This is a genomic window from Donghicola sp. (assembly GCF_025210255.1).
In the GTDB taxonomy this organism is placed as follows: Bacteria; Pseudomonadota; Alphaproteobacteria; order Rhodobacterales; family Rhodobacteraceae; genus Donghicola; species Donghicola eburneus.
In genome coordinates this window covers 114,803-138,155 of the sequence record NZ_JAOARZ010000029.1, presented here as the reverse complement: position 1 = coordinate 138,155, position 23,353 = coordinate 114,803, and the positions used below count along the sequence as shown (strand labels likewise).

Sequence of the window (23,353 nt, the reverse complement as noted above, 5' to 3'; positions counted from 1 at the left end):
GTTACCTCTGTTTGTGGACATGAGCGCTCTGAACAAGGCCAAAGGCCACGAGCAAGACCAGCATTGCCGAGCCGCCATAGCTAACCAGTGGCAACGGCACGCCCACAACGGGCGCCAAGCCCATGACCATCGACATATTTACTGCAAAAAACAGGAAGAATGTCATGGCGATCCCTAGCGTCAGCAGCGATGCATAGCGGTCCCGGTTGCTCAGCGCAGTTGCAATGCAGAACACGATGATCAAACCGTAGATCGTCAGCAATGACACCCCGCCAATGAACCCGAATTCTTCGGCCAGCGTGGTAAAGATAAAGTCCGTATGCTTTTCGGGCAGGAAGTTGAGACGGGTCTGGGTGCCTTGCATAAACCCTTTGCCGGTCCATCCACCAGATCCGAGCGCGATCTTAGACTGGGTGATGTGATATCCCGCGCCCAAGGGGTCGCTGGAGGGGTCAAGGAAGGTGTCGATGCGGCGGAACTGGTAGTCCTTGATCAGCTGCCACGGGGTGCCGCGGCTGTTGAAAACAGCGGCAATCAGCCCCGCCCCAGACGCCATCACCACGCCGAAATAGGCCCAATGGACACCTGCCATAAACATTACCGCGCCGCCGCCGATCAGCAGTAGCAAGGCGGTCCCAAGATCTGGCTGCTTTAGAACCAATGCGACCGGAATCATGATCAGCATGACAGGGATAAAGACCCACAGGGGCCGCGACGTCTTGGTCACGGGCAGCCAGTCGTAATAGGCCGCCAACAGCATGACCACTGTGATCTTGGTCAACTCGGACGGCTGCAGCCGCATGAATCCGATATCGATCCAACGCTGCGCCCCCATGCCGACCGTGCCAAAAAGTTCGACCACCAGCAGCAGGACGATCGAGATCCCGTAAGCCACAGCAGAGACATTGCGCCAGAACCAGATTGGCACCATCGCAATGACGAACATCGCGAACATTCCCATCCCGAAGCGGATCATCTGCGCCCACGCGTAGGGTCGCAAAGAGCCCCCCGCAACGGAGTACAGCATCAAAAAACCCGCAGAGGCCGCAGCAGTGATCAGCAGGATCAGGGGCCAGTTCAGATAGAGGATCTTACGCGCGCCCGAAGGCACGTATTTGACATTATACTCGAGGTAACTCATGCGCGTGTGCTGCCTTCGGACCCGAGGGCATTGAGCCGTTCCTCAATCTCTTGGCGCTCTTCCATCTTCTTTTCGCGATCGCTTGCGGGATACGCCTCGGGTGGGGGCGGTCCGCGGAATAGGGCCTCGAGCGTGATGTCGCGCGCAATAGGGGCCGCAACCGAAGAGCCGCCGCCGCCATGTTCAACCACAACCGCCACGGCGATTTTGGGCCGCTCATAGGGCGCGAACGACACGAAAAGGGCATGGTCCCGCTCTTCCCACGGGACTTCGTCATTGCGGACGACGCGGTTGCTGACCTGCGCAGTGCCGGTCTTACCCGCCATCCGGTTGGCCTCGTCCGCGATGCGGGACCGATAGGCCGTTCCTCGTCGGTTATTGACCACGGCAAACATGCCGCGACGGACTTGGCGCAGGTAATCTTCGTTCAGACCCAGATCTTCGCCGCCTTCGGGCTCTGTCGGCTTACCATCTATGGACTTGATCAGGCGCGGCATGATCCTGCGGCCTGTCGCGATACGAGACGTCATCACTGCAAGTTGCAGCGGAGTCGTCAGGACGAAACCCTGACCGATGCTGGCGTTTACCGTGTCACCGATGAGCCATTCCGCGCCGCGCGCTTCCAGCTTCCACTGTTTGTCGGGTGTCAAGCCTTCGGCAACTGCGGACATGGGCACGTCGAACCGCTCTCCCAGACCCAGTTTGCGGGCCGTTTCGGCGATCTTTTCGATGCCCACTTTCAGCGCGAGGTCGTAATAGTAGACGTCGCAGCTGTGACGCAGGGACGAAATCAGGTCCATCGAGCCGTGCCCGCCACGCTTCCAGCAGTGGAAACGGCGCCCGCCGACCTCGAAATGGCCGGGGCAGTAAGCCGTATCGTTCGAGGTAATAACCCCTGCTTCCAGTCCGGCCAGAGCGGTCACCATTTTGAAGGTCGAGCCTGGCGGATAGGCATCCTGCACGGTTTTTGACGCCAAGGGGCGGTGATCGTTGTCCCGCAGGATTGAGTAGTCCGCGACCGAAATCCCGCGAACAAAAAGGTTCGGGTCGAAGCTAGGCGCTGACGCAATGGACAGGATATCGCCCGTTTCGACGTCCATCACCACGGCGCTGGCGCTCTCGCTGCCGAGACGGGCTTGGATGTAGCCCTGAAGCTTGTGATCAACGGTCAACTGCAGGTTCGCGCCTGCGATCCCTTCGCGGCGGTCTAGCTCGCGCATGACGCGGCCAGCTGCGTTGACTTCTTCCTGCTTGGCACCGGCAGAGCCGCGCAGCATGTCTTCCATCTTGGCTTCAACGCCGACCTTGCCGATCTGAAACCGCGGAATACGCAAGAGCTGATCAGGCTCTTCTATCTTGGACAGGTCGTAGTCCGACACGGGGCCGACATAGCCGACGACATGGGCGAAATCGCCGCCTAAGGGGTATTTGCGCGACAGCCCAACCTCGGGCGTGATGCCGGGGAGGGCAGGGGCGTTCACCGCGACTTTGGAAATTGCATCCCAGCTGACGCGGTCTGCAATTGTGACGGGCAAGAAGGGGGCGGAACGCGTCCGCTCCATCTCTTGGCGGGCGCGGTTCAGTTCATCTTCGCTAAGTTCGATGATCTGCGACAGGCGGCTTAGAACTTCTTCGACGTCGCCCGCATCTTCGGGAACGATTACGATCCGGTAGCTGGGTTCGTTGGTGGCGATCGGCGTGCCTTCGCGGTCCATGATCAGGCCGCGGGCGGGGGGCAGCAGACGGACCTTGATCCGGTTCTCTTCGGCCAGCAGACGGAATTCTTCGGCCTGATTGACTTGCATATGCCGCATGCGCGCGGCCAGCAGCGCGATAAAGCTGACCTGCAGTCCGCCCACGATCAATCCACGCCGCGTGATGCGCCGATGGCTCAGGCTGGTATCCCGTTCACTGCGTCTCATCGTTTGTGCCCCAGAGAATCGACCTCACCGGGGGCGGCCCTGCGCAATTTGAAAACGGTGTTCAGCGTCAGGACGACCAGCGGGTAGGCTGCGATTGTGACAACGATCTGGGTCAAGGTTAGCCCCAGAGGCTCGTTGGGCACCACAAATAATGTCTGCATCACGCGGTACAACACCTTGGAGATCACAAATGCCAGACTGACGACGCCCCATTCGATGGGAAAGGGCGCATCGCGCAATCCTTCTTCGCGTCTGCGCAAGAAGTCGCTGAGTCCCAGCGTAATCGCGGCCCACAGACCGGGCGGACGCTGAAACAACAGGTCCGCCATCAAGGCCACTGCAGCAATCACGACCATCGGGACCGAATCAGGGCGACGCAGCATCCACGCCATGGTCACGCAAATTACCAGATCAGGCCCCGCCCATGACGGCGGCAAGGAATCGAGCGGCAAAAGGCGCGTGAACATGAGCGCCGCGCAGACAGCCACATAGCCAAGGGTCAGGACCCAGCGGCCCGGAAACTCGCTATCCGCCATTGGCACTGGCCTCTGGCTCGCCGGTGCTCAGCTCGGGGGTGTCGACGGGAACACCCAAGTCCACGGCATCGGGGAAACTTTCGGACGATGTCAGAGGGGCAACAAGACCCCCGTGGGTGCCGATATCTTCGGCCGGTTGGCTGCGCAGGACTTTGAGGAACTTCAGACGCTCATAATCGGCCGCCAGACGCACACGCAGGCGCCCATTGCGGTCTTGGGCAACCTGACCGACCAAGAGACCGGCGGGGAACACTCCGCCGTCGCCAGACGACACGACGCGGTCTCCGGGGCGCACCAGATCAGAGTTCTCGATGAATTCCAGCGGCGGAGCAGGGCTGTTGTCGCCCACGATCATCGCACGCTGTCCCGAAGGCTGCACGCTGACAGGCACACGGCTGTTGGTGTCGGTCAGCAGGATCACACGGCTGGTGCGCTCGCCCACGCCTGCGATACGGCCCACAAGGCCAATCCCGTCCATGGTGGCCCACCCGTCAACGATCCCGTCACGTGCGCCCACGTTCAGCAGCACCGACTGACGGAAGGGCGAGCCGCTATCGGCCAGAACCTCGCCCGAGATCTTGGTCAGCGCGGGGTCCAACCGCATGTTGTTCAGGTCCAGAAGGCGCGCGTTCTCTTGTTCGAGCTGAAGTGCCGCCTCTTTCCACGCCTTCATCTGCTGCAATTCGCGGCGCAGCTCGGCGTTTTGTTCGGTCAGGCGGCGATAGCTCTGCAGGTCGCGAAACAGTTCGACCGTCGCGGTCACGGGGGCCATCGCCCAATCCATGCTCGGCACAACGCGGTCAATCACCGCCATGCGAAAGCGTTCGACACGGGGCGAGTCGATCCGCCAGACCAAAAAGATCGCAGACAGCAAAAGTATAAGCACCGCCAAGCCCAATCTGCGTAGCGGTGCGTAATAGTCTTCGCCGTTGTTTCCGTGCTTTGCCAAAATTTACTCCAGCACGCAGCCGCCGCAGCGGCCCACCTCAGCTGTCGTAGTCGATGACGTGACGCAGCTGCTTTTCGTATTCCAGCGCTTTGCCGGTGCCCAAGGCCACACAGTTCAGGCTGTCGTCCGCAACACTGATCGCCAGACCGGTTGCCTCGCGCAGGGCCAGATCCAACTCACCCAGCAGCGCGCCGCCACCGGTCAGCATCACACCACGGTCCACGATGTCTGCTGCCAGATCCGGCGGGGTCGCTTCCAGGGCGGTCATCACGGCTTCGCAGATTGACTGGACGGGTTCGCTCAGGGCTTCGGCAACTTGGCCTTGGCTGATTTCGATTTCTTTGGGCACACCGTTCAGCAGGTCGCGACCACGGATCAACATACATGCACCGCGGCCATCGTCGGGCATACGGGCTGTGCCGATGCTGGTCTTGATACGCTCTGCAGTGGCTTCACCGATCAACAGGTTATGCTGGCGGCGCAGATAGTTTATAATTGCTTCGTCCATCCGGTCACCACCGACGCGGACTGAACGCGCGTACACGATGTCACCCAGCGAAAGAACCGCAACTTCGGTGGTACCACCGCCGATGTCCACGACCATGTTGCCGGTCGGGTCGGTGATGGGCATCCCTGCACCGATCGCGGCCGCAATGGGCTCTGCAATCAGGCCAGCGCGGCGGGCACCTGCGGACAGAACCGACTGACGGATCGCACGCTTCTCAACGGGGGTTGCGCCGTGGGGCACACACACGATGATCTTGGGTTTCGAAAAGGTCGAGCGCTTGTGCACCTTGCGGATGAAGTGCTTGATCATCTCTTCGGCTACGTCAAAGTCCGCGATGACGCCTTCGCGCATGGGGCGAATGGCCTCGATGCTGCCGGGAGTACGGCCCAGCATCAGCTTTGCATCTTCGCCGACAGCCAGCACTTTCTTGGTGCCGTCCTTGACGTGATAAGCGACCACAGAGGGCTCGGACAGGATCACACCGCGACCCTTCACGTAAACCAGAGTGTTGGCGGTGCCGAGGTCGATCGCCATGTCAGATGAAAATACGCCCTGCAAACTTCCAAGGAACGCCATTGTGGAGGCCTCACATTAAATAATTCGGTACCCGCGACTCCAGAGGGGCAGGCGTGTGACCTTATAGGGGCGCATTCCTCTGCGGAAAAGGGGCCAGAACGGTCAAATCAGCACCATTCCGCCTTTCCATGGGGCCACTTGCACGGGTAAGAGGCGCTATGCTGTCCTATCAACACATCTACCACGCTGGAAATCCCGCAGATCTGCAAAAGCATATGCTTCTTGCAGCGGTGCTGTCCTATTTGACGCAAAAGGACAAACCCCTGTCCTACATCGAGACCCACTCGGGGCGCGGTCTGTACATGCTGGACGCGCCAGAGGCGGTGAAAACGGGCGAGGCCGAGGCAGGGATCACGTCTGCGCTGGCGCGCAAGGCTCTGCCGTCAGATCACCCCTATGTGCGCGCTGTGACTGCGATCCGCGCGGAACACGGCCCAACGGCCTACCCCGGATCCCCCATGATCGCGTCGCAGCTCTTGCGGCCGATGGACAGCATCAATCTGGCCGAATTGCACCCGCGTGAATTCGATGCCCTGCGCACAGCAATGCGCGGAACGGGTGCCAAAGTTCACAAACAGGATGGCTTTGAACTGGCCCAAGCCATGTGCCCGCCGACCCCGCGCCGCGGTCTCTGCCTGATCGACCCCAGCTACGAGGTCAAGGAGGACTACGCGCGTATCCCCCGCGAGATCGCGAACCTGCATCGCAAATGGAACGTTGGGATCATTGCTCTGTGGTATCCGATCCTGACATCGGACGCCCACAAACCCATGCTGACTGCGTTGAAATCGCAAGACTTGCCAAACGCGGTGATCCACGAAGTCCGTTTCCCGCCCGTCCGCGAAGGGCACCGCATGATCGGCTCTGGCATGTACATCGCGAACGCGCCTTGGGGGACCGAAGACGCGACGAAGCAGATCGACAAGCTCTTCAAACGCTGAGCTTTCGCCGCACCTGCTCTTTCTGCTTTGTACAAATACTCACGTCGCATCAGTGGCCAAGCGCACCGCTGACAAAGAAAAGGGCCGGCCCAATGGCCAGCCCCAAGACTGTGATGTCAAAAACCCGATCAAACGGTGTCTTTGTAGCTGACCTCTTTGGTGTCTTTGCCCGATTTCTGGCGGCGGACGATCAGTCGGTTCAGCGCGCCGACATAGGCTTTGGCGCTGGCGACCACGGTGTCGGTGTCCGCTGACTGACCGGTAACAACCAAACCATCCTCTTCCAGACGCACGGTGACGGTGGCCTGCGCATCGGTGCCCTCGGTCACCGCGTGCACTTGGTACAGCTGCAGACGTGCGCCGTGGGGGAACAGGGCTTTGACCGCATTGAATGTTGCATCGACGGGGCCGTCACCCTGCGCGGTGACCTGTTTGTCCACGCCGTCAACGGTCATGGTCAGGTCTGCGGACTGGGGTGCTTCGGTGCCGCAGATCACGCGCAGGAATTTGACCTTCAGATGCTCGCTTGCGGGGGCGCCAGCCTGAACGAGGGCGACGATATCCTCGTCATAGACCTCTTTCTTGCGGTCGGCGAGTTCCTTGAAGCGGACAAAGATGTCCATCAGCTCGTTGTCAGCAACGTCATAACCAAGGTCTTTGAGCTTCGCGCGCAGCGCGGCGCGGCCCGAGTGCTTACCAAGCGGCAGCGAAGTGCCAGACAGGCCCACATCAGCAGGACGCATGATCTCAAAAGTCTCGGCGTTCTTGAGCATACCATCCTGGTGGATACCGCTCTCGTGAGCGAAGGCGTTCTTGCCGACTATCGCCTTGTTGTACTGGACGTTGAAACCCGACGCAGACGCAACGCGGCGCGAGATATTCATGATCTTGGTGGTGTCGATGCCGGTGGTGAAAGGCATGATGTCGTGACGTACTTTCAGAGCCATCACGACTTCTTCGAGTGCGGTGTTGCCCGCACGCTCGCCAAGGCCGTTGATGGTGCACTCGATCTGGCGCGCGCCACCTTCGACTGCCGCCAGCGAGTTCGCGGTCGCCATGCCAAGGTCGTTGTGGCAGTGGGTCGCAAAGGTGATCTCGTCCGCGCCGGGCACGGTTTCGATCAGGCGGCGGATCAGGTCCGCACTCTCACGCGGGGCGGTGTAGCCTACGGTGTCGGGGATGTTGATGGTGGTCGCGCCAGCCTTGATCGCGATCTCAATCACGCGGCACAGATAGTCCCACTCGGTGCGGGTGGCGTCCATGGGCGACCACTGCACATCCTCGCAGAGGTTACGGGCGTGGGTCACGGTGTCGTGGATGCGCTCGGCCATTTCATCCTGCGAGAGGTTGGGAATGGCGCGGTGCAGCGGCGAGGTGCCGATAAAGGTGTGGATGCGCGGCTTGGCGGCGTGCCTTACGGCCTCCCAGCAGCGATCGATGTCTTTGTAATTCGCACGGGCAAGGCCACAAATGCTGGCGTTCTGGCTGCGCTGCGCGATCTCGGATACGGCGCGGAAGTCGCCTTCGGATGCGATCGGGAAGCCCGCTTCGATGATGTCGACACCCATCAGGTCCAGAAGCTCTGCAATCTCGAGCTTTTCATCATGGGTCATGGTTGCGCCTGGGCTTTGCTCGCCGTCACGCAGGGTGGTGTCGAAAATTTTGACGCGGTTGGTCGCAGTAGTCATAGGAATCTCGCTTTATTCTCCGGAGCCCGAGGGCTGTTCATAGGCAAAACAGGGGCGCGATAGATAACTCCTCTGAGCGGACGCGCCCATCGGGCACGCTCAGAGGCGAGTTAGGAGAAGTAGGGACAGGGCGGCCGGTGCCAAAGCACGGCCAGCAGGAGCGTTAGACGCAATATGTCCCATCATCATCATGGGCGGCATCTATACATGCCGAAGCAGGGAAGAAAAGAGCAGATTTGTTGATAGGGGCCGGATCGGCCCTAAGTGCCTATGCCAGAAGGTGTTCGCAGGCTATGGGCCGCGCGCCGTTGAGTATTTATCGCAAGAAGAAGTCTGCAAGGGGCGAGTATGAAAAGGGCACTGGTGATCGGGGCATCGGGGGGAATCGGATCGGCCATGTGCGCGGAGTTTACGCGTCGCGGATATGATGTCGTTGGTGTGTCGCGGTCCTTGGATGGGCTGGATGTCACGGATGAGACCTCTGTTGCCGAAGTCCTCGGGCGTCTGGAGGTGCCGTTTGAGGTGGTGTTCAATGCCACTGGTGCCTTGGAGGTGGATGGCGCGGCGCCAGAGAAATCTGTGCGCCAGTTGGATGCCAAGGCGATGGCGGACCAGTTTGCGGTGAACTGCATCGGGCCGGCCTTGGTTTTAAAACATGCGGCGCGGTTGTTGCCGAAGGAAGGGCGCTCTGTTCTGGCGGTGTTGTCCGCGCGTGTCGGGAGCATCGGGGACAACAGGCTTGGGGGGTGGCACAGCTATCGCGCGTCAAAGGCGGCGGTGAACCAAATTGTGCGCGGCACCGCAATCGAGTTGGGGCGGACGCATAAAGACTGTATTTGTGTGGCCTTGCATCCTGGGACCGTCGCGACCGAGTTCACGCGGAAATATCTGGGGCGGCATCCGGCCGTGGAACCCGAAGTCGCGGCAGCGCGTCTGGTAGATGTGATTGAGGGGCTGCAACCCGCGCAATCCGGTGGATTTTACGATTACGCGATGAAGGAGATTCCGTGGTGAGCCAGAAGAAGCGCTTGATTCTGGTTCTGGGAGACCAGCTGTCGATGGACCTGTCCGCTCTAAAAGAGGGGGACAAAGAGCATGACGTCGTCGTCATGGCCGAGGTCGGGGACGAGGCGACTTACGTGAAGCACCATCCCAAGAAGATCGCCTTTGTCTTTGCGGCGATGCGCAAATTTGCCAAGGCGCTGGAGGCCGACGGTTGGCAGGTTGCGTATAAGCGGTTTGAAGACGAGGGCAGCGACAGCATTTGCGGCGAGTTGATGCGCCGCGCCAAAGAGTTCAATGCCCATGAGGTGATCGCGACCGAGCCGGGAGAGTTCCGCCTGATCAGTGCGCTCGAAAATTGTCCGGTCAGTGTGCACATGTTCAACGATGATCGCTTTCTGGCATCGCACACCGAATTTCAGGACTGGGCCGAGGGGCGCAAATCCCTGCGGATGGAGTATTTCTATCGCGATATGCGGCGCAAGACCGGTTTGCTCATGGATGGCGACGATCCGGTCGAGGGAAAGTGGAATTTCGACCACGACAATCGCAAGCCTGCGCCGGATGACGTGAGCCATGATGGCCCCCTGAGGTTCGAACCTGACGAAGATGTGCAAGAGGTTCTGGATCTGGTTGGAGATAGGTTCGCCAACCACTTCGGTGATCTGGATGGCTTCTTCTTTGCGACCACGCGGGAGCAAGCGCTGGATGCGATGAAGGACTTCATGACGAACGCGCTGCCCAAGTTTGGGGACTTTCAGGACGCGATGCTGACGGACCAGAAGTGGCTCTATCATTCGATCCTGTCGCCCTACATCAACGCGGGGCTGTTGAACCCGCTGGAGGTCTGCGAGGCGGCGGCAAAGGAATACGAGAACGGCAACGCACCGATCAATGCGGTCGAGGGGTTCATTCGGCAGATCATCGGGTGGCGGGAATATGTGCGCGGCATCTATTTCCTCCAAGGGCCGGATTATATGCAGAGCAATACATTGGAGCATGGCCGCAAGTTGCCCGCGTTTTACTGGGGCGCAGAGACCAAGATGAAGTGTGTGGAATGTGCGGTTAAGGTTACTCAGGAAGAGGCCTATGCGCACCACATCCAACGACTAATGATCACTGGGAATTTCGCGCTACTCGCGGGTGTTGATCCTGCCGAGGTGCACGAATGGTACTTGGGCGTTTATGCAGATGCCTATGAGTGGGTCGAGGCACCGAACACGATTGGGATGAGCCAGTTCGCCGACGGGGGCCTATTGGGGTCCAAGCCCTATGTCAGCTCTGGCAGCTACATCAATCGGATGTCGGATCACTGCAAATCCTGTGAATACAAGGTTAGCAAGAAGACGGGTGAGGGGGCCTGCCCGTTTAACCTGCTGTACTGGCATTTTCTGGATCGCCACCGCGAGCGGTTCGAAAAGAACCCGCGTATGGGAAATATGTATCGCACATGGGACCGGATGGACGAAGAGCACCGCGACACGGTGCTCTCTGAAGCCGATAGCCTGCTGCGCCGGATGGATCAGGGCGGGGTTATCTGACACCCGTCTAAGTCACTCGGTTGTGGGGGCCTCTGCTTCAGGCTCTGCGTCGTCGTTCGCAGGGGCCTCGGTTTCAGTCTCCGCAGGAACTTCGGGCGCATCGGTCGCGGTGTCGGCCGGCGCCTCATCCGCGCCTTCGGTAACGAGCGCACCGTTGTCCCACTGCCCTTCGGTCTGCTGGCCGGTGGTGTAGCGCATGACGCCAAAGCCCTGACGTTTGCCTTCGACAAAGGTGCCTTGGTAGACGTCCCCGTTGGCATAGGTCGCGGTGCCTTCGCCGCTGATCTCGCCATTCTTCCACTCACCCTCGTAGCGGAAGCCATCGGGCATGGTGATCGTGCCGGTGCCCTCGCGCTTGCCCGCGACAAAGTCACCTTCGTAGACAGTGCCGTCTGCGTAGGTTGCTGTGCCTTTGCCCTGACGTTCGCCGTTCGACCATTCCCCTTCGTAGCGATAGCCATCGGGCATGGTCAGGACGCCTTGGCCATCGTTGCGGGCGTTTTTGAAACCGCCTTCGTAGACCAGACCGTTGGTATAAGTGATCTTGCCCTGACCTTCGATCACGCCGGAGTCCCAGTCGCCCGTGTAGCTGTTGCCGTCGGGATAGCGGATGGTGCCGCGCCCGTCGGGCAAGCCTTTGGCGACTTCACCCACGTAGACCGAGCCATCGGGGTAGGTCATCTTGCCCCGCCCTTGAATTTCGCCGCTGACCCAGTCGCCGTTGTAGACGTAGCCGTCCGCGCCGGTGAAGGTACCTTGGCCGTGGCGCTGGTCATTTTCGAACGCACCTTCGTAGGTGTCGCCGTTGGCATAGGTGACTTTGCCCTGACCCTGACGCTTGCCGTCGACCAGTTCGCCTTCGTACACGTCGCCGTTGGCCAAAGTGAGTTTGCCCACGCCGTTGATTTGACCGTCGGACCAGTTGCCCTGATAGGTCAGTCCGTCGGACATGGTCAGAGTGCCCTCGCCGGCGCGGGTGCCGTCCTTAATTTCGCCCTCGTAGACCGCGCCGTCGGGGTAGGTGATCGTGCCGCGCCCCTCTTTGACGCCGTTGGCCCAGTCACCCTCGTAGACATAGCCGCCGGGGCTCTCCATCCGGCCTTTGCCGTGGTGCATCGCCTTCAAGAAGCCGCCTTCGTAGTGGACGCCGGTTGCGTAATCGGCCACGCCTTGGCCGGTGATCTCACCTTGGACCCACTCGCCCTCGTAGGTGCCGCCATCGGCAAAGGTGATCTTGCCGACGCCATCGGGTTTACCCTTGGCGAACTGGCCCACATAGACTGATCCGTTGGGAAAGCGTGCCTCGCCCTGACCGCGGATTTCACCCGCGACCCAGTCGCCCGTGTATGTAAATCCGTTCGGCAAACGATAGGTGCCGGTGCCATCCTGAAGACCGTCTTTGAACGTGCCCTCGTAGATGCCGCCGTCGTCATATTGCTTGGTAATTACCTCGCCCGTGTCTTGTGCCAGAACCGATCCGCCTAACATCACGGCAAGTGCTGTCGTCGCCGCAAAGCTTTTGAAATCGCGCATCTTTCACTCCTCTTACGGGGAAGATCCCAGTAAACAACCTACATCGGACCCTAATTCACCCCCCGACTTCGGGCAACGGATTTCGCGCGATCTCTTTCCCTCGGGCCGCATTCTGGTAAAGCGGTGGGGACGCGACCCCTGCATATGACCGCAAGAGGCTATCGACATGACCCAGAGTTTCCGCCTGACCATGGCCCAGTTGAACCCAGTGATGGGGGACCTTTCGGGCAATGCCAATCGCGTGCGTCAGGTCTGGGCCGAGGCAAAAGAGGCCGGTTCTGATTATGTGGTCTGCCCCGAGATGTTCCTTCTTGGCTACAATCCGCAGGATCTAGTGATGAAGCCTGCCCTGCAGAACGCTTGCATGGAGCATCTGGAGGCACTGGCGGCCGATTGCGCCGACGGCCCTGCCATCGGGATTGGTGCGCCTGTGATGGTCGGTCCGAACCTGCACAATGGGTACTTTGTCCTGCACGGCGGCAAGATCAGCGCCCAACTGCTGAAGCATCACCTGCCGAACTACAACGTGTTTGACGAACAGCGGACCTTCAAATCTGGCGAAATGAACGGCCCCTATGTGCTGAACGGCGTCCGCATCGGCACCCCAATCTGCGAGGATGCTTGGCACGAAGACGTCGCCGAAACACTGGCCGAAACAGGCGCAGAGTTTCTGGTGGTTCCCAACGGCTCGCCCTATCGCCGGGACAAGTACGACACCCGCCTGACTCACATGGTATCCCGTGTGATCGAGAATGACATGCCGCTGGTCTATGTGAACATGGTCGGCGGTCAAGACGATCAGGCGTTTGACGGGGGCTCTTTCGTGTTGAATCGTGGTGGCAAATTGGCCGCTCTATTGCCGGTGTTCGAAGAGGCTGTCGCCCACATCACCCTGAACCGCACCGATGAAGGATGGGACGCAGAGCAAACCAAATTGGCCGCTCACCCCGATGCATGGGAGCAAGACTACCACGCGATGGTCGTCACCTTGCGCGATTACCTCGGCAAGTCCGGTTTCAAGAAGGTGCTCTTGGGCCTGTCCGGCGGCATCGACTCGGCCTTGGTCGCGATGGTCGCTGTGGATGCGATCGGCGCAGACAATGTCCGCTGCATTATGCTGCCCTCCGAATACACCTCCGAACACTCGCTTGAGGACGCCAAAGAGATCGCTGAAAACCTCGGCGTGAAATATCACACCGTCCCGATCACGCCCGCCCGCGATGCCTTTACCGAAACCTTGGCCCCGATGTTCGAGGGCTTGGCCGAAGACGTAACCGAGGAAAACATCCAGTCCCGTATCCGCGGCACCATCCTGATGGCGCTGTCCAACAAGTTCGGGGAAATGCTGCTGACCACCGGCAACAAATCGGAAATGGCCACGGGCTACTGCACGATCTACGGCGACATGAACGGTGGCTACAACCCGATCAAGGACATGTACAAATCGCGCGTGTTCGAGACCTGTCGCTGGCGCAACGCCCACCATCGCCCGTGGATGAAGGGTCCGGAAGGCGAGGTTTGCCCGCCCCGTATCATCACCAAACCCCCGAGCGCCGAACTGCGCCCCGACCAAAAGGACGAGGACAGCCTGCCCCCCTACGACGTGCTGGACGCGATCCTGACCGGTCTCGTGGACCACGAGGAATCGGTCGATGATCTGGTCTCGCGCGGCTATGATCGAGACGACGTCAAGCGGGTGGAACATCTACTCTACATCAATGAATGGAAGCGGTATCAGGCAGCCCCTGGCACGCGTCTCACGACCAAGGCGTTCTGGATGGACCGGCGCTACCCGATCGTGAACCGCTTCCGGACCGGAAAGTGACGCCACTGATCATATACGAGCGCCCGCTTTGGGCGCGCGTAACGTGGGCCTTGGCGTTCTGGGCCCTCTTGATTGGGCCGGCCTCTTTTTTACTTTGCGTTTCCCTCGGGGTACAGCGTGGATTTTCGAATCTGATCCTTGTGTTTTTGCCGCTCTGCGCGTTGATCACTTTGATCGGTGCAGGGCGTTTGTGGCAAAGGGATAGGATGATCCGCAGCGCGCCAGAGGTCATGCGTGCCGATGCGCTTGGTATTCATCTGCCGGATGGCCATTCGTTGCGTTGGCAAGACTTCTCGCGCGTGCGCCGTGTGGCACAAGGCAACATGGGGACCATCTACCAAATCCTGCAGCACCCTACGGACGAAATTTTCGCGGAGGTAGAGGGCAGTCGGATTTTTGGCGATTTTGACGATCTGGCCGATGCCATACGCCATTTCCGTGACGTTGCGCGGTCTCCGTAGCATCACAGCTCGTGGTAGAACGTGGCGTGCATTTTCATGTCGCATTTGGGATGCCGTGTCGGAATTCTATCAGACGACTCAGGGCAATAGCCCTAACGGAACGCTTCCGAATTCTCGTTCTACGGACATCTTCAATGATTACTGTGCACCAGATACCCGACGCCTTCTCGGCGGCCGAATGTGACCGCATCACTCAGATCGTAAATGATGCGATCCCGAGTGATGCCAAACTGGTTCGTGACCAGAAAGATCATAATTATCGCCGCGCTGAACTGGTTTGGCTGGACGAAGTCTCGGATACAGAATGGGTGATGGACCGCATCCTGGAACTGGTGCGCTTGGCCAACCGCGACGTATTTGATTTCGAGATCAGCGAATTTGCAGAAAGCGCCCAAGTCGCCACCTATCGCGCCAGCGCTGGTGGGCATTTCGATTGGCACTCTGACATTGGCGAGGGCCGCATCGCCAGCCGTCGCAAACTGACCATGGTGGTCCAACTCTCCGAAACCGATGCCTACCAAGGCGGCAAGCTCGAGCTCATGACCGGACGCGATTGTCTTGCTGCGAGTACTGCGCGCGGTACGGCGACCCTGTTCCCCAGCTTCATGATGCACCGCGTAACCCCTGTTACCGACGGCACCCGCCAGAGCCTGACGATCTGGAGCCATGGAACCCCGTTCCGCTGACGTAAAGCAAAAGAGGCCACAGCGGCCCCTTCATCTTGGTGAAAATACCCTCGCAGAAGGCAGCGCGGCGCCAGCCGCGACCCCGTTATCCAGCGAATTCCGTTTTAGCGTAGCCCTGAATGTACAGTAGCGCACTCAGATCGCCGTTGTTGATGCGGATATCACATTGCGCCGCGACTGAGGGCTTGGCGTGCAGCGCCACGCCTGCGCCAGCCCGACCCAGCATTCCCAGATCATTCGCACCATCCCCCACGGCCACAACATCCGCCTCGGTGATCCCCAAACGCTTTGTAATCTCTTCCAAAGCCTGCACTTTGGCTTCGCGGCCCAGAATCGGGCGACCAACGTCACCAGTCAGCTCCCCACCTTCGGCAATCAGCGTGTTCGCGCGGTTCTCGTCAAAGCCTAGTTCCGCTGCCACCTTCGCAGTGAACGCTGTGAAACCGCCAGACACCAAAGCGCAGTAAGCACCGTTGGCTTTCATCGTTGCCAGCAATTCGCGGCCACCGGGCATAAAGGTGATGCGCTCGGCCAGAACTTTGTCGATGACGCTCTCGGGTAGGCCTTTCAGCAGGCCCACGCGCTCGGTCAGGGCACCTTCGAAGTCCAGCTCGCCGTTCATCGCGCGGGCGGTGATGTCTTTGACGCGCTCGCCGACACCTGCTTCGTCTGCCAATTCGTCGATGCACTCTTGCTGGATCATGGTGCTGTCCATATCCGCCAGAAGCATCTTCTTTTTGCGACCTTCCGCAGGCTGGATCACCAGGTCAACGCCTTGCTTTTGCAGGTCTTCCCACACATCCCACTGGTTGTCAGGCAACACGTCCAGACCGAACTCTGCGGCCACGTCGGGGCACAGCCACTGAACGGCTCCACCGCCCCACGCATTGCGCAGAGAATCAACAAGCATCGCGTCCAGCGCAGGATTGGCAGGATTGGTCAGTAGGGTTGCCACATACATGAGGGAAGTTTCCTATAGGGAACAAAGTCGTCGTTTTTCGTCACTCAAGCGGCGCTATAGCGACAAATTGGCTATTGTGAAAGAGCGCGAAGCCCCGTATCTGCGTCAGCGGGACACCTCTCCCCAACGAGAGGCGATTATCTGGAAGGGTACCAGCAATGGCTATCGCACAACCGGCTACGCGGCCGGCAAATCCGCGTTTTTCTTCGGGCCCCTGCGCCAAAATCCCCACATTCAAGCTGGAACTGCTGTCGGACGCTGCTTTGGGCCGTTCGCACCGTGCCGCTGTGGGCAAGGACAAGCTGAAGGCTGCCATCGAAGAAACCCGTGACATTCTTGGCATCCCCGCTGACTACAAAATCGGCATCGTTCCCGCATCCGACACTGGTGCGGTTGAAATGGCCATGTGGTCGCTGCTGGGTGCCCGCAAGGCGACCATGGTCGCTTGGGAAAGCTTTGGCGCCGGCTGGGTCAGCGATGTGGTCAAGCAGCTGAAAATCGACGCAGAGGTCAAAGAGGCCGGCTACGGCGAGATCGTTGACATGGCGTCCATCGACTATACCACCGACGTTGTCTTCACCTGGAACGGCACCACCTCGGGTGTGCGCGTTGCCAATGGCGATGCGATCCCCGCCGACCGCGAAGGTCTGACCATCTGCGACGCCACCTCGGCCGCATTTGCGCAGGACCTGCCTTGGGACAAACTGGATGTGACCACCTTCTCTTGGCAGAAGGTCATGGGCGGCGAAGCGGCCCACGGTATGCTGATCCTGAGCCCCCGCGCGGTTGAGCGTCTGGAAAGCTACACCCCCGCGTGGCCGATGCCCAAAATCTTCCGCATGACCAAAGGCGGCAAGCTGATCGACGGCATCTTCACCGGTGCGACCATCAACACCCCCTCGATGCTGGCTGTTGAGGACTATCTGGTTGCTCTGGAATGGGCCCGCAACATTGGCGGTCTGCCCGCTCTGATGGCGCGCGCGGATGCAAACGCCAAAGTCATCTGGGACTTCTGCGAGCAGAAAGACTGGATCGCGAACCTTGCCGTGAACGACGAAAACCGCTCGAATACCTCGGTTTGCCTGAAGTTCACCGACGAGCGCATTCAGGACGGCGCGGCATTCGCCAAGGCTGTTGCCAAGCGTCTGGAAAAAGAAGGCGTTGCGCTGGACATCGGTGCATACCGTGACGCGCCCGCAGGGCTGCGCATCTGGTGCGGTGCCACCGTGGAAACCTCTGATGTCGAGGCTCTGATGCCTTGGCTCGAGTGGGCCTTCGAAGCTGAAATCGAAGCGCAAGCCTAAGCTTTCCCCCTTGGGGGCGCCTCGCCGCCCCCGAACATCCTCATAGAATTCTCAGATCAAAGGACCATCAAAATGGCTCCCAAAGTTCTCGTATCCGACAAGCTGTCCGAAACCGCCGTTCAGATATTCCGTGATCGTGGCATCGACGTCGACTTCATGCCCGAACTGGGCAAAGACAAAGAAAAGCTGGCAGAAGTCATCGGCAAGTATGACGGTCTGGCCATTCGTTCGGCGACCAAAGTCACGCCTTCGCTGCTCGAGCATGCCACCAACCTGAAGGTCGTTGGCCGCGCAGGCATCGGCACCGACAACGTCGACAAAGAAGCGTCGTCGAAAAAAGGTGTGATCGTCATGAACACGCCCTTCGGCAACATGATCACCACTGCCGAGCACGCCATCGCTATGATGTTCGCTGTTGCGCGCCAGATCCCCGAAGCGTCGGCCTCGACCCACGCGGGCAAGTGGGAAAAGTCCAAGTTCATGGGCGTTGAGCTGACCGGCAAGACCCTTGGCGTCATCGGCGCAGGCAACATCGGTGGCATCGTGTGCGACCGTGCCCGCGGCCTAAAGATGAAAGTCGTCGCGTTCGACCCCTACTTGTCGGAAGAAAAAGCCGAGAAGATGCAGGTCGAGAAAGTTGAGCTGGACGAGCTGCTGTCGCGTGCTGACTTCATCACTCTGCACGTTCCTCTGACCGACGGCACCCGCAACATCCTGTCCAAAGAGAACCTCGCGAAGACCAAGAAAGGCGTTCGCATCATCAACTGTGCCCGCGGTGGTCTGGTTGACGAAGAGGCTCTGGCAGAACTGCTGAAGTCCGGCCACGTGGCTGGCGCTGCGTTCGACGTGTTCGCAGAAGAGCCCGCAAAAGAGAACGTTCTGTTCAACCTGCCCAACGTTGTCTGCACCCCCCACTTGGGCGCATCGACCACCGAGGCGCAGGAAAACGTTGCTCTGCAGGTTGCCGAGCAGATGTCGAACTACCTGCTGACCGGCGCTGTTGAAAACGCGCTGAACATGCCCTCGATCACTGCCGAAGAAGCCAAGGTCATGGGACCGTGGATTGAACTGGCCGGTCACGAAGGTGCCTTCATCGGCCAGATGACTGACGACGCGATCAAGGCCATCAACGTTCTGTACGACGGTGTGTCGGCTGACATGAACACCGACGCGCTGACCTCGGCTGTTGTGGCTGGCATCATGCAGGCGACCAACCCTGACGTGAACATGGTTTCCGCACCCGTCATCGCCAAAGAGCGCGGCGTGCAGATTTCGACCACCACGCAGGACAAGTCGGGCGCATTCGAAGGCTATATCAAAGTGACCGTGGTCACCGAAAACTTCGAGCGTTCGATCGCTGGCACCGTATTCAGCGACGGCAAGCCGCGCTTCATTCAGATCAAAGGCATCAACATTGACGCCGAGATCGGTGCGCACATGCTGTACACGACCAACGACGACGTGCCGGGCATCATCGGTACTCTGGGCGGCGTTCTGGGTGAGAACGGCGTCAACATCGCGAACTTTACCCTTGGCCGTAAGGCATCGGGCGACGAAGCAATCGCTCTGCTCTATGTCGATGCACCGATCGACGAGACTGTTGTCAGCGCGCTGAAAGGCACCGGCAAGTTCAAGCAGGTCAAGCCGCTTCAATTCGACGTCAAGTAATCACCTTTTAGGTGTGCTAAAGATCGGCCTGTCGCAGCAATGCGGCAGGCTTTTTCATTTCGGAGGTTTCATGCGCTGCTACGCGATTGGCGATATCCACGGTCATTTGGACAAACTGCAAGGCGTGCACCGCTTGATTGAATTGGATCGTACACGCTGTGGTGACATAGATGCCCCCGTGATCCACTTGGGGGATTACGCCGACCGTGGACCGAATGTGCGCGGGGTGCTGGACTATCTGATGGCCGGAGAGGCAGAGGGAAAACCTTGGATCAATCTCTTGGGCAATCACGACCGCATGATGTGGCATTTTCTGCAACCAGTCGAACAACCCGACCCTCTGCGCCACGATCTGCATTGGCTGATGCTGGACATTAATATCGGGGGGCGCAAAACGCTGGCGTCCTATGGTGTCGATGTGTCCGACGACCGCCCGATCCACGAAATCCACGCCGAAGGCCGTGCGAAAGTGCCATCAGGGCATTTGGATTTCATCGCGGGTTTGCGTGAATGCTATCCCACAGATGATGTTTTTTACTGCCACGCCGGCGTGCGCCCCGGCGTGCCGCTTGATCAACAGGTGCAGGACGACTTGGTGTGGATTCGTGGCCCGTTCCACGAGCACAAAGGCAGCTTTGGCCCACTGATCCTTCACGGCCACACGCATCTGGACCGGATCACCCATTTCGGGAACCGCGTGGATATCGACACCGGTGCCGCATACGGCGGTCAGATCTCTGCAGTGGTCGTTGAGGGGCGAGACATCTGGCAGCTGACCGAAGAGGGACGCGTGCCCGTTCGGCCGCATGTGACCGCTGAATAAAGAAAAAAGAAAGGGGGAGAGGCTTCGCAACTCTCCCCCTTTGATTTCAAAGGTCTTTAACTACATGGCATCGTTGGGGCGATGCAGCCCGCAATCGCGGGAATTGCCACCGTGCCGCGTAAATTGCGGGTCAGGCTGTCGGCAGAGCAGTCTGAATATCAGTCACTCATGATGACAACTTCAAACTACGCCAAAGGTTCCGACCTAAAAATATCGCATGCTGCACGCGCGAAATTGCGGATTTCGAGAGGCTTCACGTCCAGTCCAAAACAATTTTACCGGACTTGCCTGATCGCATGGTCTCAAAGGCCTGAATGTAGTCGTCTTTCGCAAACCGATGGGTGATAACACGGCTCACGTCGAGCCCGTTTTGCAGCATCGCAATCATCTTGTACCACGTCTCGAAAATCTCTCGGCCATAGACGCCTTTGAGGGTGATCGCTTTGAAAACGATTCGAGACCAGTCCACGGGGCTTTTGCCCGGCGGGATGCCGAGTAGCGCAATCCGTCCACCCATTACCATCGCCTCGACCATCTGATCCAAGGCTTGCTGGTTGCCGGACATCTCTAGCCCGACATCGAATCCTTGCTTCATCTTGAGGCGAGCGATCACATCCCGCAGGTCTTCTTGGGCGACATTCACGGGGGTGACGTCCGCAACCTGCCCGGCCAAGGCCAAGCGATCAGCGTTCACGTCCGTAATTACTACATGGCGCGCACCGGCGTGGCGGGCGACTGCGGCGGCCATGATGCCGATGGGTCCCGCACCGGTGATCAGCACGTCCTCGCCCAATAGATCGAAACTCAGCGCTGTGTGCACCGCGTTACCCAGCGGATCGAGGATCGCGCCAATGTCGTCGCTAATTTCATCGGGCAGGGGCACCACGTTAAAGGCAGGCAGCCGCAGGTATTCGGCAAAGGCACCTTGTTCATTCACCCCGATCCCCCGCGTTTCAGGGTCCAAGTGGAAACGGCCCGCGCGGCTTTGGCGACTGGTTTTGCCGATCAGGTGCCCTTCGCCGCTACAACGTTGGCCGATCGAGAGCCCTTCGACGTTGCGGCCCATATCCACGATTTCGCCCGCAAATTCGTGACCGGTGATCAGCGGGACGGGAATGGTTTTCTGCGCCCACTCGTCCCAGTTCCAGATATGGATGTCGGTGCCGCAGATGCCGGTTTTCTTGACGCGGATCAGCACGTCATCTGGGCCAATCTCGGGCACAGGGCGCTGTTCCTGCCAGAGGCCGACAGCAGGCTGCGCCTTGACCAGCGCGCTCATGGTGTTGGGGCGGGTCATGCGATCACTCCGATCTTGCGGCCAGCTTTGGCAAAGGCGTTCAGGCCGAAATCCAGATCATCGCGGGTCAGGGCGGCGTTCATCTGGGTGCGGATGCGGGCTTGGCCCTTGGGCACCACGGGGAAGAAAAAGCCCGAGACATAGACACCCTCTTCGAACAGGGCGTTCGCCATATCTTGGGCCTTTTGCGCCTCGCCGAGCATGACGGGGATGATGGGGTGTTCGCCCGGCAGCAAGTCAAAACCAAGGTCGGTCAAACCAGCACGCCAGTATTTTGCGTTCTCGAAAAGCTGTTCGCGCAGCGCGTCGCCCTGTTCGACCAACTCCAGCGCCTTGATCCCTGCGGCCACGACCGAAGGCGGCAGCGCGTTCGAGAAAAGATAGGGCCGCGCTCGCTGGCGCAGCAGGTCGATCACGGGTTGGGGGCCTGCGATGTAGCCGCCCAAAGCGCCGCCCAAAGCCTTGCCCAAGGTGCCGGTCAGAATATCGACGTCGACCCCTTGGTGCGCTGCGGTGCCTTCCCCCTTTGGACCCATAAAGCCGGTCGAGTGGCAGTCGTCCACCATCACCACTGCGCCGTATTGGGTAGCCAGATGCGTGATCTCGGGCAGCTTGGCTAGATAACCGTCCATGCTGAAGACGCCGTCGGTGGCGATCATGATGTGACGCGCCCCGGCCTCCTTTGCCTCGATCAGTTTGGCCTCTAAATCCGCCATGTCCGAATTGGCGTAGCGATAGCGCTGCGCCTTGCACAGCCGAATGCCGTCGATGATCGAGGCATGGTTCAGCGCGTCCGAGATAATGGCGTCCTCGGGGCCCAGCAGGGGTTCGAACAGCGCGCCATTCGCGTCAAAACAGGCGGCGAACAGAATCGCGTCATCTTTGGCAAGGAAGTCTGCCAGCCGCTGTTCCAGCTCTCGGTGCAGGTCTTGGGTGCCGCAAATGAACCGGACCGAGGCCATGCCATACCCATGATCATCCATCGCGCCTTTGGCGGCGGCGATCAGGTCGGGGTGATCCGCAAGCCCCAGATAGTTGTTCGCACACAGGTTTAGAACCTTGCGATCGCCCACAGATACCCATCCCGACTGGGGCGAGGTGATCATCCGCTCCCGTTTATACAGACCGTCTTTTTCGATCTCGTGCAGGGTTTCTGTGATCTGGTTCAGAAATGCGGTCGTCATGAATCACCTCCGTGTTTCCACAAAGGTAGCATGACGGAAGAATTTCCAAAATACCGGAAATCTGTTTTAGGGGAAAATTTCCGTGATATCGGAAATTCGCGACTGCACGGTGGAATTAGGCATCCTGAACCACCAGAAACACCTGTGCAGGGCCAGCCTCGGCGCTGATTGTATGAGGCTGGTCGACCGGATAGCGGGCTGTGTCTCCGGGTCCGAGCATCTCGACCTTGTCACCAGCCTTGATACGAACATTACCACTAATGACGGTCAAATGTTCCCGCGCTCCCCGTTTATGAGGGGCGCTGTCCAGAATCCCGCTGTCCTGAAAACGGATGTCATAGACTTCATGACGACCGACTTCCTCGGGCGGGGATAGAATGCGGATCGAGCATCCCTGACCCGCGTTGGCGATCAGCGGGACATTTGCGTTGCGCAGCACTTCGATGCCTGCAGGCTCATCCACACCCTCGAGAAGCCCTGCGAAATCCACCTGAAGAGCGCGAGTCAGGTTCCAGAGGGTCGCGATGGTCGGGCTGGATTCCCCACGCTCGATCTGGCTGACCATGCTTCGGGATACGCCTGACAGTTTGGCGACCGCATCCAGCGACAGCCCCTTGTCCCGACGCGCAGAGCGCAGGCGAGTGGGCAGTAGCGAGAGGACTTCGGTTTCGGGGGTGGAGGCTTCATCCGTCATAGCGGAACTAAGCCCCTGCACGAGCCCTAAAGTCAAGCAATCCGGTCCCGAAATCTGACCCCACGTTTTTATGACATACTGCTCTTTGCAGGGTTAACCTACCTGCAATCACA

The 23,353-nt window shown here is 59.5% G+C and carries 20 protein-coding genes; 9 read left to right on the top strand and 11 right to left on the bottom strand.

The window, feature by feature from the left end:
• Position 1 precedes the first annotated feature (1 nt).
• From rodA to N4A58_RS14440, 5 genes are read right to left on the bottom strand one after another with little or no spacing between them, the layout of a single operon-like run.
• Entirely contained in the window at positions 2-1,141 is a 1,140-nt protein-coding gene (rodA, locus tag N4A58_RS14460; RefSeq protein ID WP_293710777.1) for a rod shape-determining protein RodA, read from the bottom strand.
• Entirely contained in the window at positions 1,138-3,063 is a 1,926-nt protein-coding gene (gene mrdA, locus N4A58_RS14455) for a penicillin-binding protein 2 (RefSeq protein WP_072709156.1), read from the bottom strand. The genes rodA and mrdA overlap by 4 nt, the downstream gene beginning before the upstream one ends.
• Positions 3,060-3,599, bottom strand: coding sequence for a hypothetical protein (locus N4A58_RS14450; protein ID WP_072709158.1), 540 nt, complete (start codon positions 3,597-3,599; stop codon positions 3,060-3,062). The genes mrdA and N4A58_RS14450 overlap by 4 nt, the downstream gene beginning before the upstream one ends.
• Positions 3,589-4,548 carry a rod shape-determining protein MreC gene (mreC, locus tag N4A58_RS14445; RefSeq protein WP_072709160.1) on the bottom strand — a complete coding sequence of 320 codons (960 nt, stop codon included), beginning with the start codon at positions 4,546-4,548 and terminating at the stop codon, positions 3,589-3,591. Before mreC ends, N4A58_RS14450 begins: the two co-directional genes overlap by 11 nt.
• Before the next feature lie 37 nt (positions 4,549-4,585).
• Positions 4,586-5,632, bottom strand: coding sequence for a rod shape-determining protein (locus tag N4A58_RS14440; RefSeq protein WP_072709162.1), 1,047 nt, complete (start codon positions 5,630-5,632; stop codon positions 4,586-4,588).
• Between the two features lie 158 nt (positions 5,633-5,790).
• Here N4A58_RS14440 and N4A58_RS14435 point away from each other — a divergent pair, with 158 nt between their 5' ends.
• The gene (locus tag N4A58_RS14435) at positions 5,791-6,573 is read left to right on the top strand and encodes a 23S rRNA (adenine(2030)-N(6))-methyltransferase RlmJ (RefSeq protein ID WP_293710773.1); all 783 of its coding nucleotides are present in this window, start codon (positions 5,791-5,793) and stop codon (positions 6,571-6,573) included.
• A 128-nt stretch (positions 6,574-6,701) separates the two neighbouring features.
• Here the strand turns inward: N4A58_RS14435 and N4A58_RS14430 are convergent, their stop codons facing one another.
• Positions 6,702-8,261 (bottom strand): 2-isopropylmalate synthase, encoded by a 1,560-nt coding sequence (locus tag N4A58_RS14430; protein WP_293710771.1) that lies wholly within the window; start codon positions 8,259-8,261, stop codon positions 6,702-6,704.
• 348 nt (positions 8,262-8,609) lie between these two features.
• Between N4A58_RS14430 and N4A58_RS14425 the strand changes: the two genes are divergently transcribed.
• Together N4A58_RS14425 and N4A58_RS14420 are read left to right on the top strand one after the other, a co-directional pair.
• Positions 8,610-9,275: an SDR family NAD(P)-dependent oxidoreductase gene (locus N4A58_RS14425; protein WP_293710769.1), complete on the top strand. Its 666-nt coding sequence runs from the start codon at positions 8,610-8,612 to the stop codon at positions 9,273-9,275.
• The gene (locus N4A58_RS14420; protein WP_293710767.1) at positions 9,272-10,804 is read left to right on the top strand and encodes a cryptochrome/photolyase family protein; all 1,533 of its coding nucleotides are present in this window, start codon (positions 9,272-9,274) and stop codon (positions 10,802-10,804) included. Before N4A58_RS14425 ends, N4A58_RS14420 begins: the two co-directional genes overlap by 4 nt.
• Positions 10,805-10,816: 12 nt before the next feature.
• Here N4A58_RS14420 and N4A58_RS14415 read toward each other — a convergent pair whose 3' ends face one another.
• Positions 10,817-12,292, bottom strand: a complete 1,476-nt coding sequence (locus N4A58_RS14415; protein WP_293710925.1) for a 2-isopropylmalate synthase — start codon at positions 12,290-12,292, stop codon at positions 10,817-10,819.
• 211 nt (positions 12,293-12,503) lie between these two features.
• On the opposite strand from N4A58_RS14415, the gene N4A58_RS14410 reads away from it, so the two are divergent.
• From N4A58_RS14410 to N4A58_RS14400, 3 genes are all read left to right on the top strand, one after another.
• A complete protein-coding gene (locus N4A58_RS14410) occupies positions 12,504-14,162 on the top strand; it encodes an NAD+ synthase (protein WP_293710765.1) in 1,659 nt (552 codons plus the stop codon).
• 206 nt (positions 14,163-14,368) lie between these two features.
• Positions 14,369-14,623: a hypothetical protein gene (locus N4A58_RS14405; protein ID WP_293710763.1), complete on the top strand. Its 255-nt coding sequence runs from the start codon at positions 14,369-14,371 to the stop codon at positions 14,621-14,623.
• 134 nt (positions 14,624-14,757) lie between these two features.
• Positions 14,758-15,309 carry a 2OG-Fe(II) oxygenase gene (locus tag N4A58_RS14400; protein WP_072709175.1) on the top strand — a complete coding sequence of 184 codons (552 nt, stop codon included), beginning with the start codon at positions 14,758-14,760 and terminating at the stop codon, positions 15,307-15,309.
• An 85-nt stretch (positions 15,310-15,394) separates the two neighbouring features.
• Here N4A58_RS14400 and serB read toward each other — a convergent pair whose 3' ends face one another.
• Positions 15,395-16,270 (bottom strand): phosphoserine phosphatase SerB, encoded by an 876-nt coding sequence (gene serB / locus N4A58_RS14395; protein WP_293710761.1) that lies wholly within the window; start codon positions 16,268-16,270, stop codon positions 15,395-15,397.
• Positions 16,271-16,428: 158 nt separating this feature from the next.
• Here serB and N4A58_RS14390 point away from each other — a divergent pair, with 158 nt between their 5' ends.
• From N4A58_RS14390 to N4A58_RS14380, 3 genes are all read left to right on the top strand, one after another.
• Positions 16,429-17,574, top strand: coding sequence for a phosphoserine transaminase (locus tag N4A58_RS14390; protein WP_293710760.1), 1,146 nt, complete (start codon positions 16,429-16,431; stop codon positions 17,572-17,574).
• 72 nt (positions 17,575-17,646) lie between these two features.
• Positions 17,647-19,242, top strand: a complete 1,596-nt coding sequence (gene serA / locus N4A58_RS14385; protein ID WP_293710758.1) for a phosphoglycerate dehydrogenase — start codon at positions 17,647-17,649, stop codon at positions 19,240-19,242.
• A 70-nt stretch (positions 19,243-19,312) separates the two neighbouring features.
• Positions 19,313-20,065, top strand: coding sequence for a metallophosphoesterase (locus tag N4A58_RS14380; RefSeq protein ID WP_293710757.1), 753 nt, complete (start codon positions 19,313-19,315; stop codon positions 20,063-20,065).
• 253 nt (positions 20,066-20,318) lie between these two features.
• Here the strand turns inward: N4A58_RS14380 and tdh are convergent, their stop codons facing one another.
• From tdh to N4A58_RS14365, 3 genes are all read right to left on the bottom strand, one after another.
• Positions 20,319-21,362, bottom strand: coding sequence for an L-threonine 3-dehydrogenase (tdh, locus tag N4A58_RS14375; RefSeq protein WP_293710755.1), 1,044 nt, complete (start codon positions 21,360-21,362; stop codon positions 20,319-20,321).
• Positions 21,359-22,546 (bottom strand): glycine C-acetyltransferase, encoded by a 1,188-nt coding sequence (locus tag N4A58_RS14370; protein WP_293710753.1) that lies wholly within the window; start codon positions 22,544-22,546, stop codon positions 21,359-21,361. Before N4A58_RS14370 ends, tdh begins: the two co-directional genes overlap by 4 nt.
• A gap of 115 nt (positions 22,547-22,661) precedes the next feature.
• Positions 22,662-23,240 (bottom strand): XRE family transcriptional regulator, encoded by a 579-nt coding sequence (locus N4A58_RS14365; RefSeq protein ID WP_293710751.1) that lies wholly within the window; start codon positions 23,238-23,240, stop codon positions 22,662-22,664.
• Positions 23,241-23,353: the final 113 nt, after the last annotated feature.

Bases quoted from the DNA above. Each gene is read 5' to 3' on its own strand.
- N4A58_RS14440 (WP_072709162.1), bottom strand. From the start codon at position 5,632: ATGGCGTTCCTTGGAAGTTTGCAGGGCGTATTTTCATCTGACATGGCG.
- serB (WP_293710761.1), bottom strand. From the start codon at position 16,270: ATGTATGTGGCAACCCTACTGACCAATCCTGCCAATCCTGCGCTGGAC.
- tdh (WP_293710755.1), bottom strand. From the start codon at position 21,362: ATGACCCGCCCCAACACCATGAGCGCGCTGGTCAAGGCGCAGCCTGCT.
- N4A58_RS14410 (WP_293710765.1), top strand. From the start codon at position 12,504: ATGACCCAGAGTTTCCGCCTGACCATGGCCCAGTTGAACCCAGTGATG.
- N4A58_RS14450 (WP_072709158.1), bottom strand. From the start codon at position 3,599: ATGGCGGATAGCGAGTTTCCGGGCCGCTGGGTCCTGACCCTTGGCTAT.
- N4A58_RS14425 (WP_293710769.1), top strand. From the start codon at position 8,610: ATGAAAAGGGCACTGGTGATCGGGGCATCGGGGGGAATCGGATCGGCC.
- N4A58_RS14390 (WP_293710760.1), top strand. From the start codon at position 16,429: ATGGCTATCGCACAACCGGCTACGCGGCCGGCAAATCCGCGTTTTTCT.
- N4A58_RS14370 (WP_293710753.1), bottom strand. From the start codon at position 22,546: ATGACGACCGCATTTCTGAACCAGATCACAGAAACCCTGCACGAGATC.
- N4A58_RS14380 (WP_293710757.1), top strand. From the start codon at position 19,313: ATGCGCTGCTACGCGATTGGCGATATCCACGGTCATTTGGACAAACTG.
- N4A58_RS14400 (WP_072709175.1), top strand. From the start codon at position 14,758: ATGATTACTGTGCACCAGATACCCGACGCCTTCTCGGCGGCCGAATGT.
- N4A58_RS14365 (WP_293710751.1), bottom strand. From the start codon at position 23,240: ATGACGGATGAAGCCTCCACCCCCGAAACCGAAGTCCTCTCGCTACTG.
- mrdA (WP_072709156.1), bottom strand. From the start codon at position 3,063: ATGAGACGCAGTGAACGGGATACCAGCCTGAGCCATCGGCGCATCACG.
- N4A58_RS14430 (WP_293710771.1), bottom strand. From the start codon at position 8,261: ATGACTACTGCGACCAACCGCGTCAAAATTTTCGACACCACCCTGCGT.
- N4A58_RS14405 (WP_293710763.1), top strand. From the start codon at position 14,369: ATGATCCGCAGCGCGCCAGAGGTCATGCGTGCCGATGCGCTTGGTATT.
- rodA (WP_293710777.1), bottom strand. From the start codon at position 1,141: ATGAGTTACCTCGAGTATAATGTCAAATACGTGCCTTCGGGCGCGCGT.
- N4A58_RS14415 (WP_293710925.1), bottom strand. From the start codon at position 12,292: ATGTTAGGCGGATCGGTTCTGGCACAAGACACGGGCGAGGTAATTACC.
- N4A58_RS14435 (WP_293710773.1), top strand. From the start codon at position 5,791: ATGCTGTCCTATCAACACATCTACCACGCTGGAAATCCCGCAGATCTG.
- serA (WP_293710758.1), top strand. From the start codon at position 17,647: ATGGCTCCCAAAGTTCTCGTATCCGACAAGCTGTCCGAAACCGCCGTT.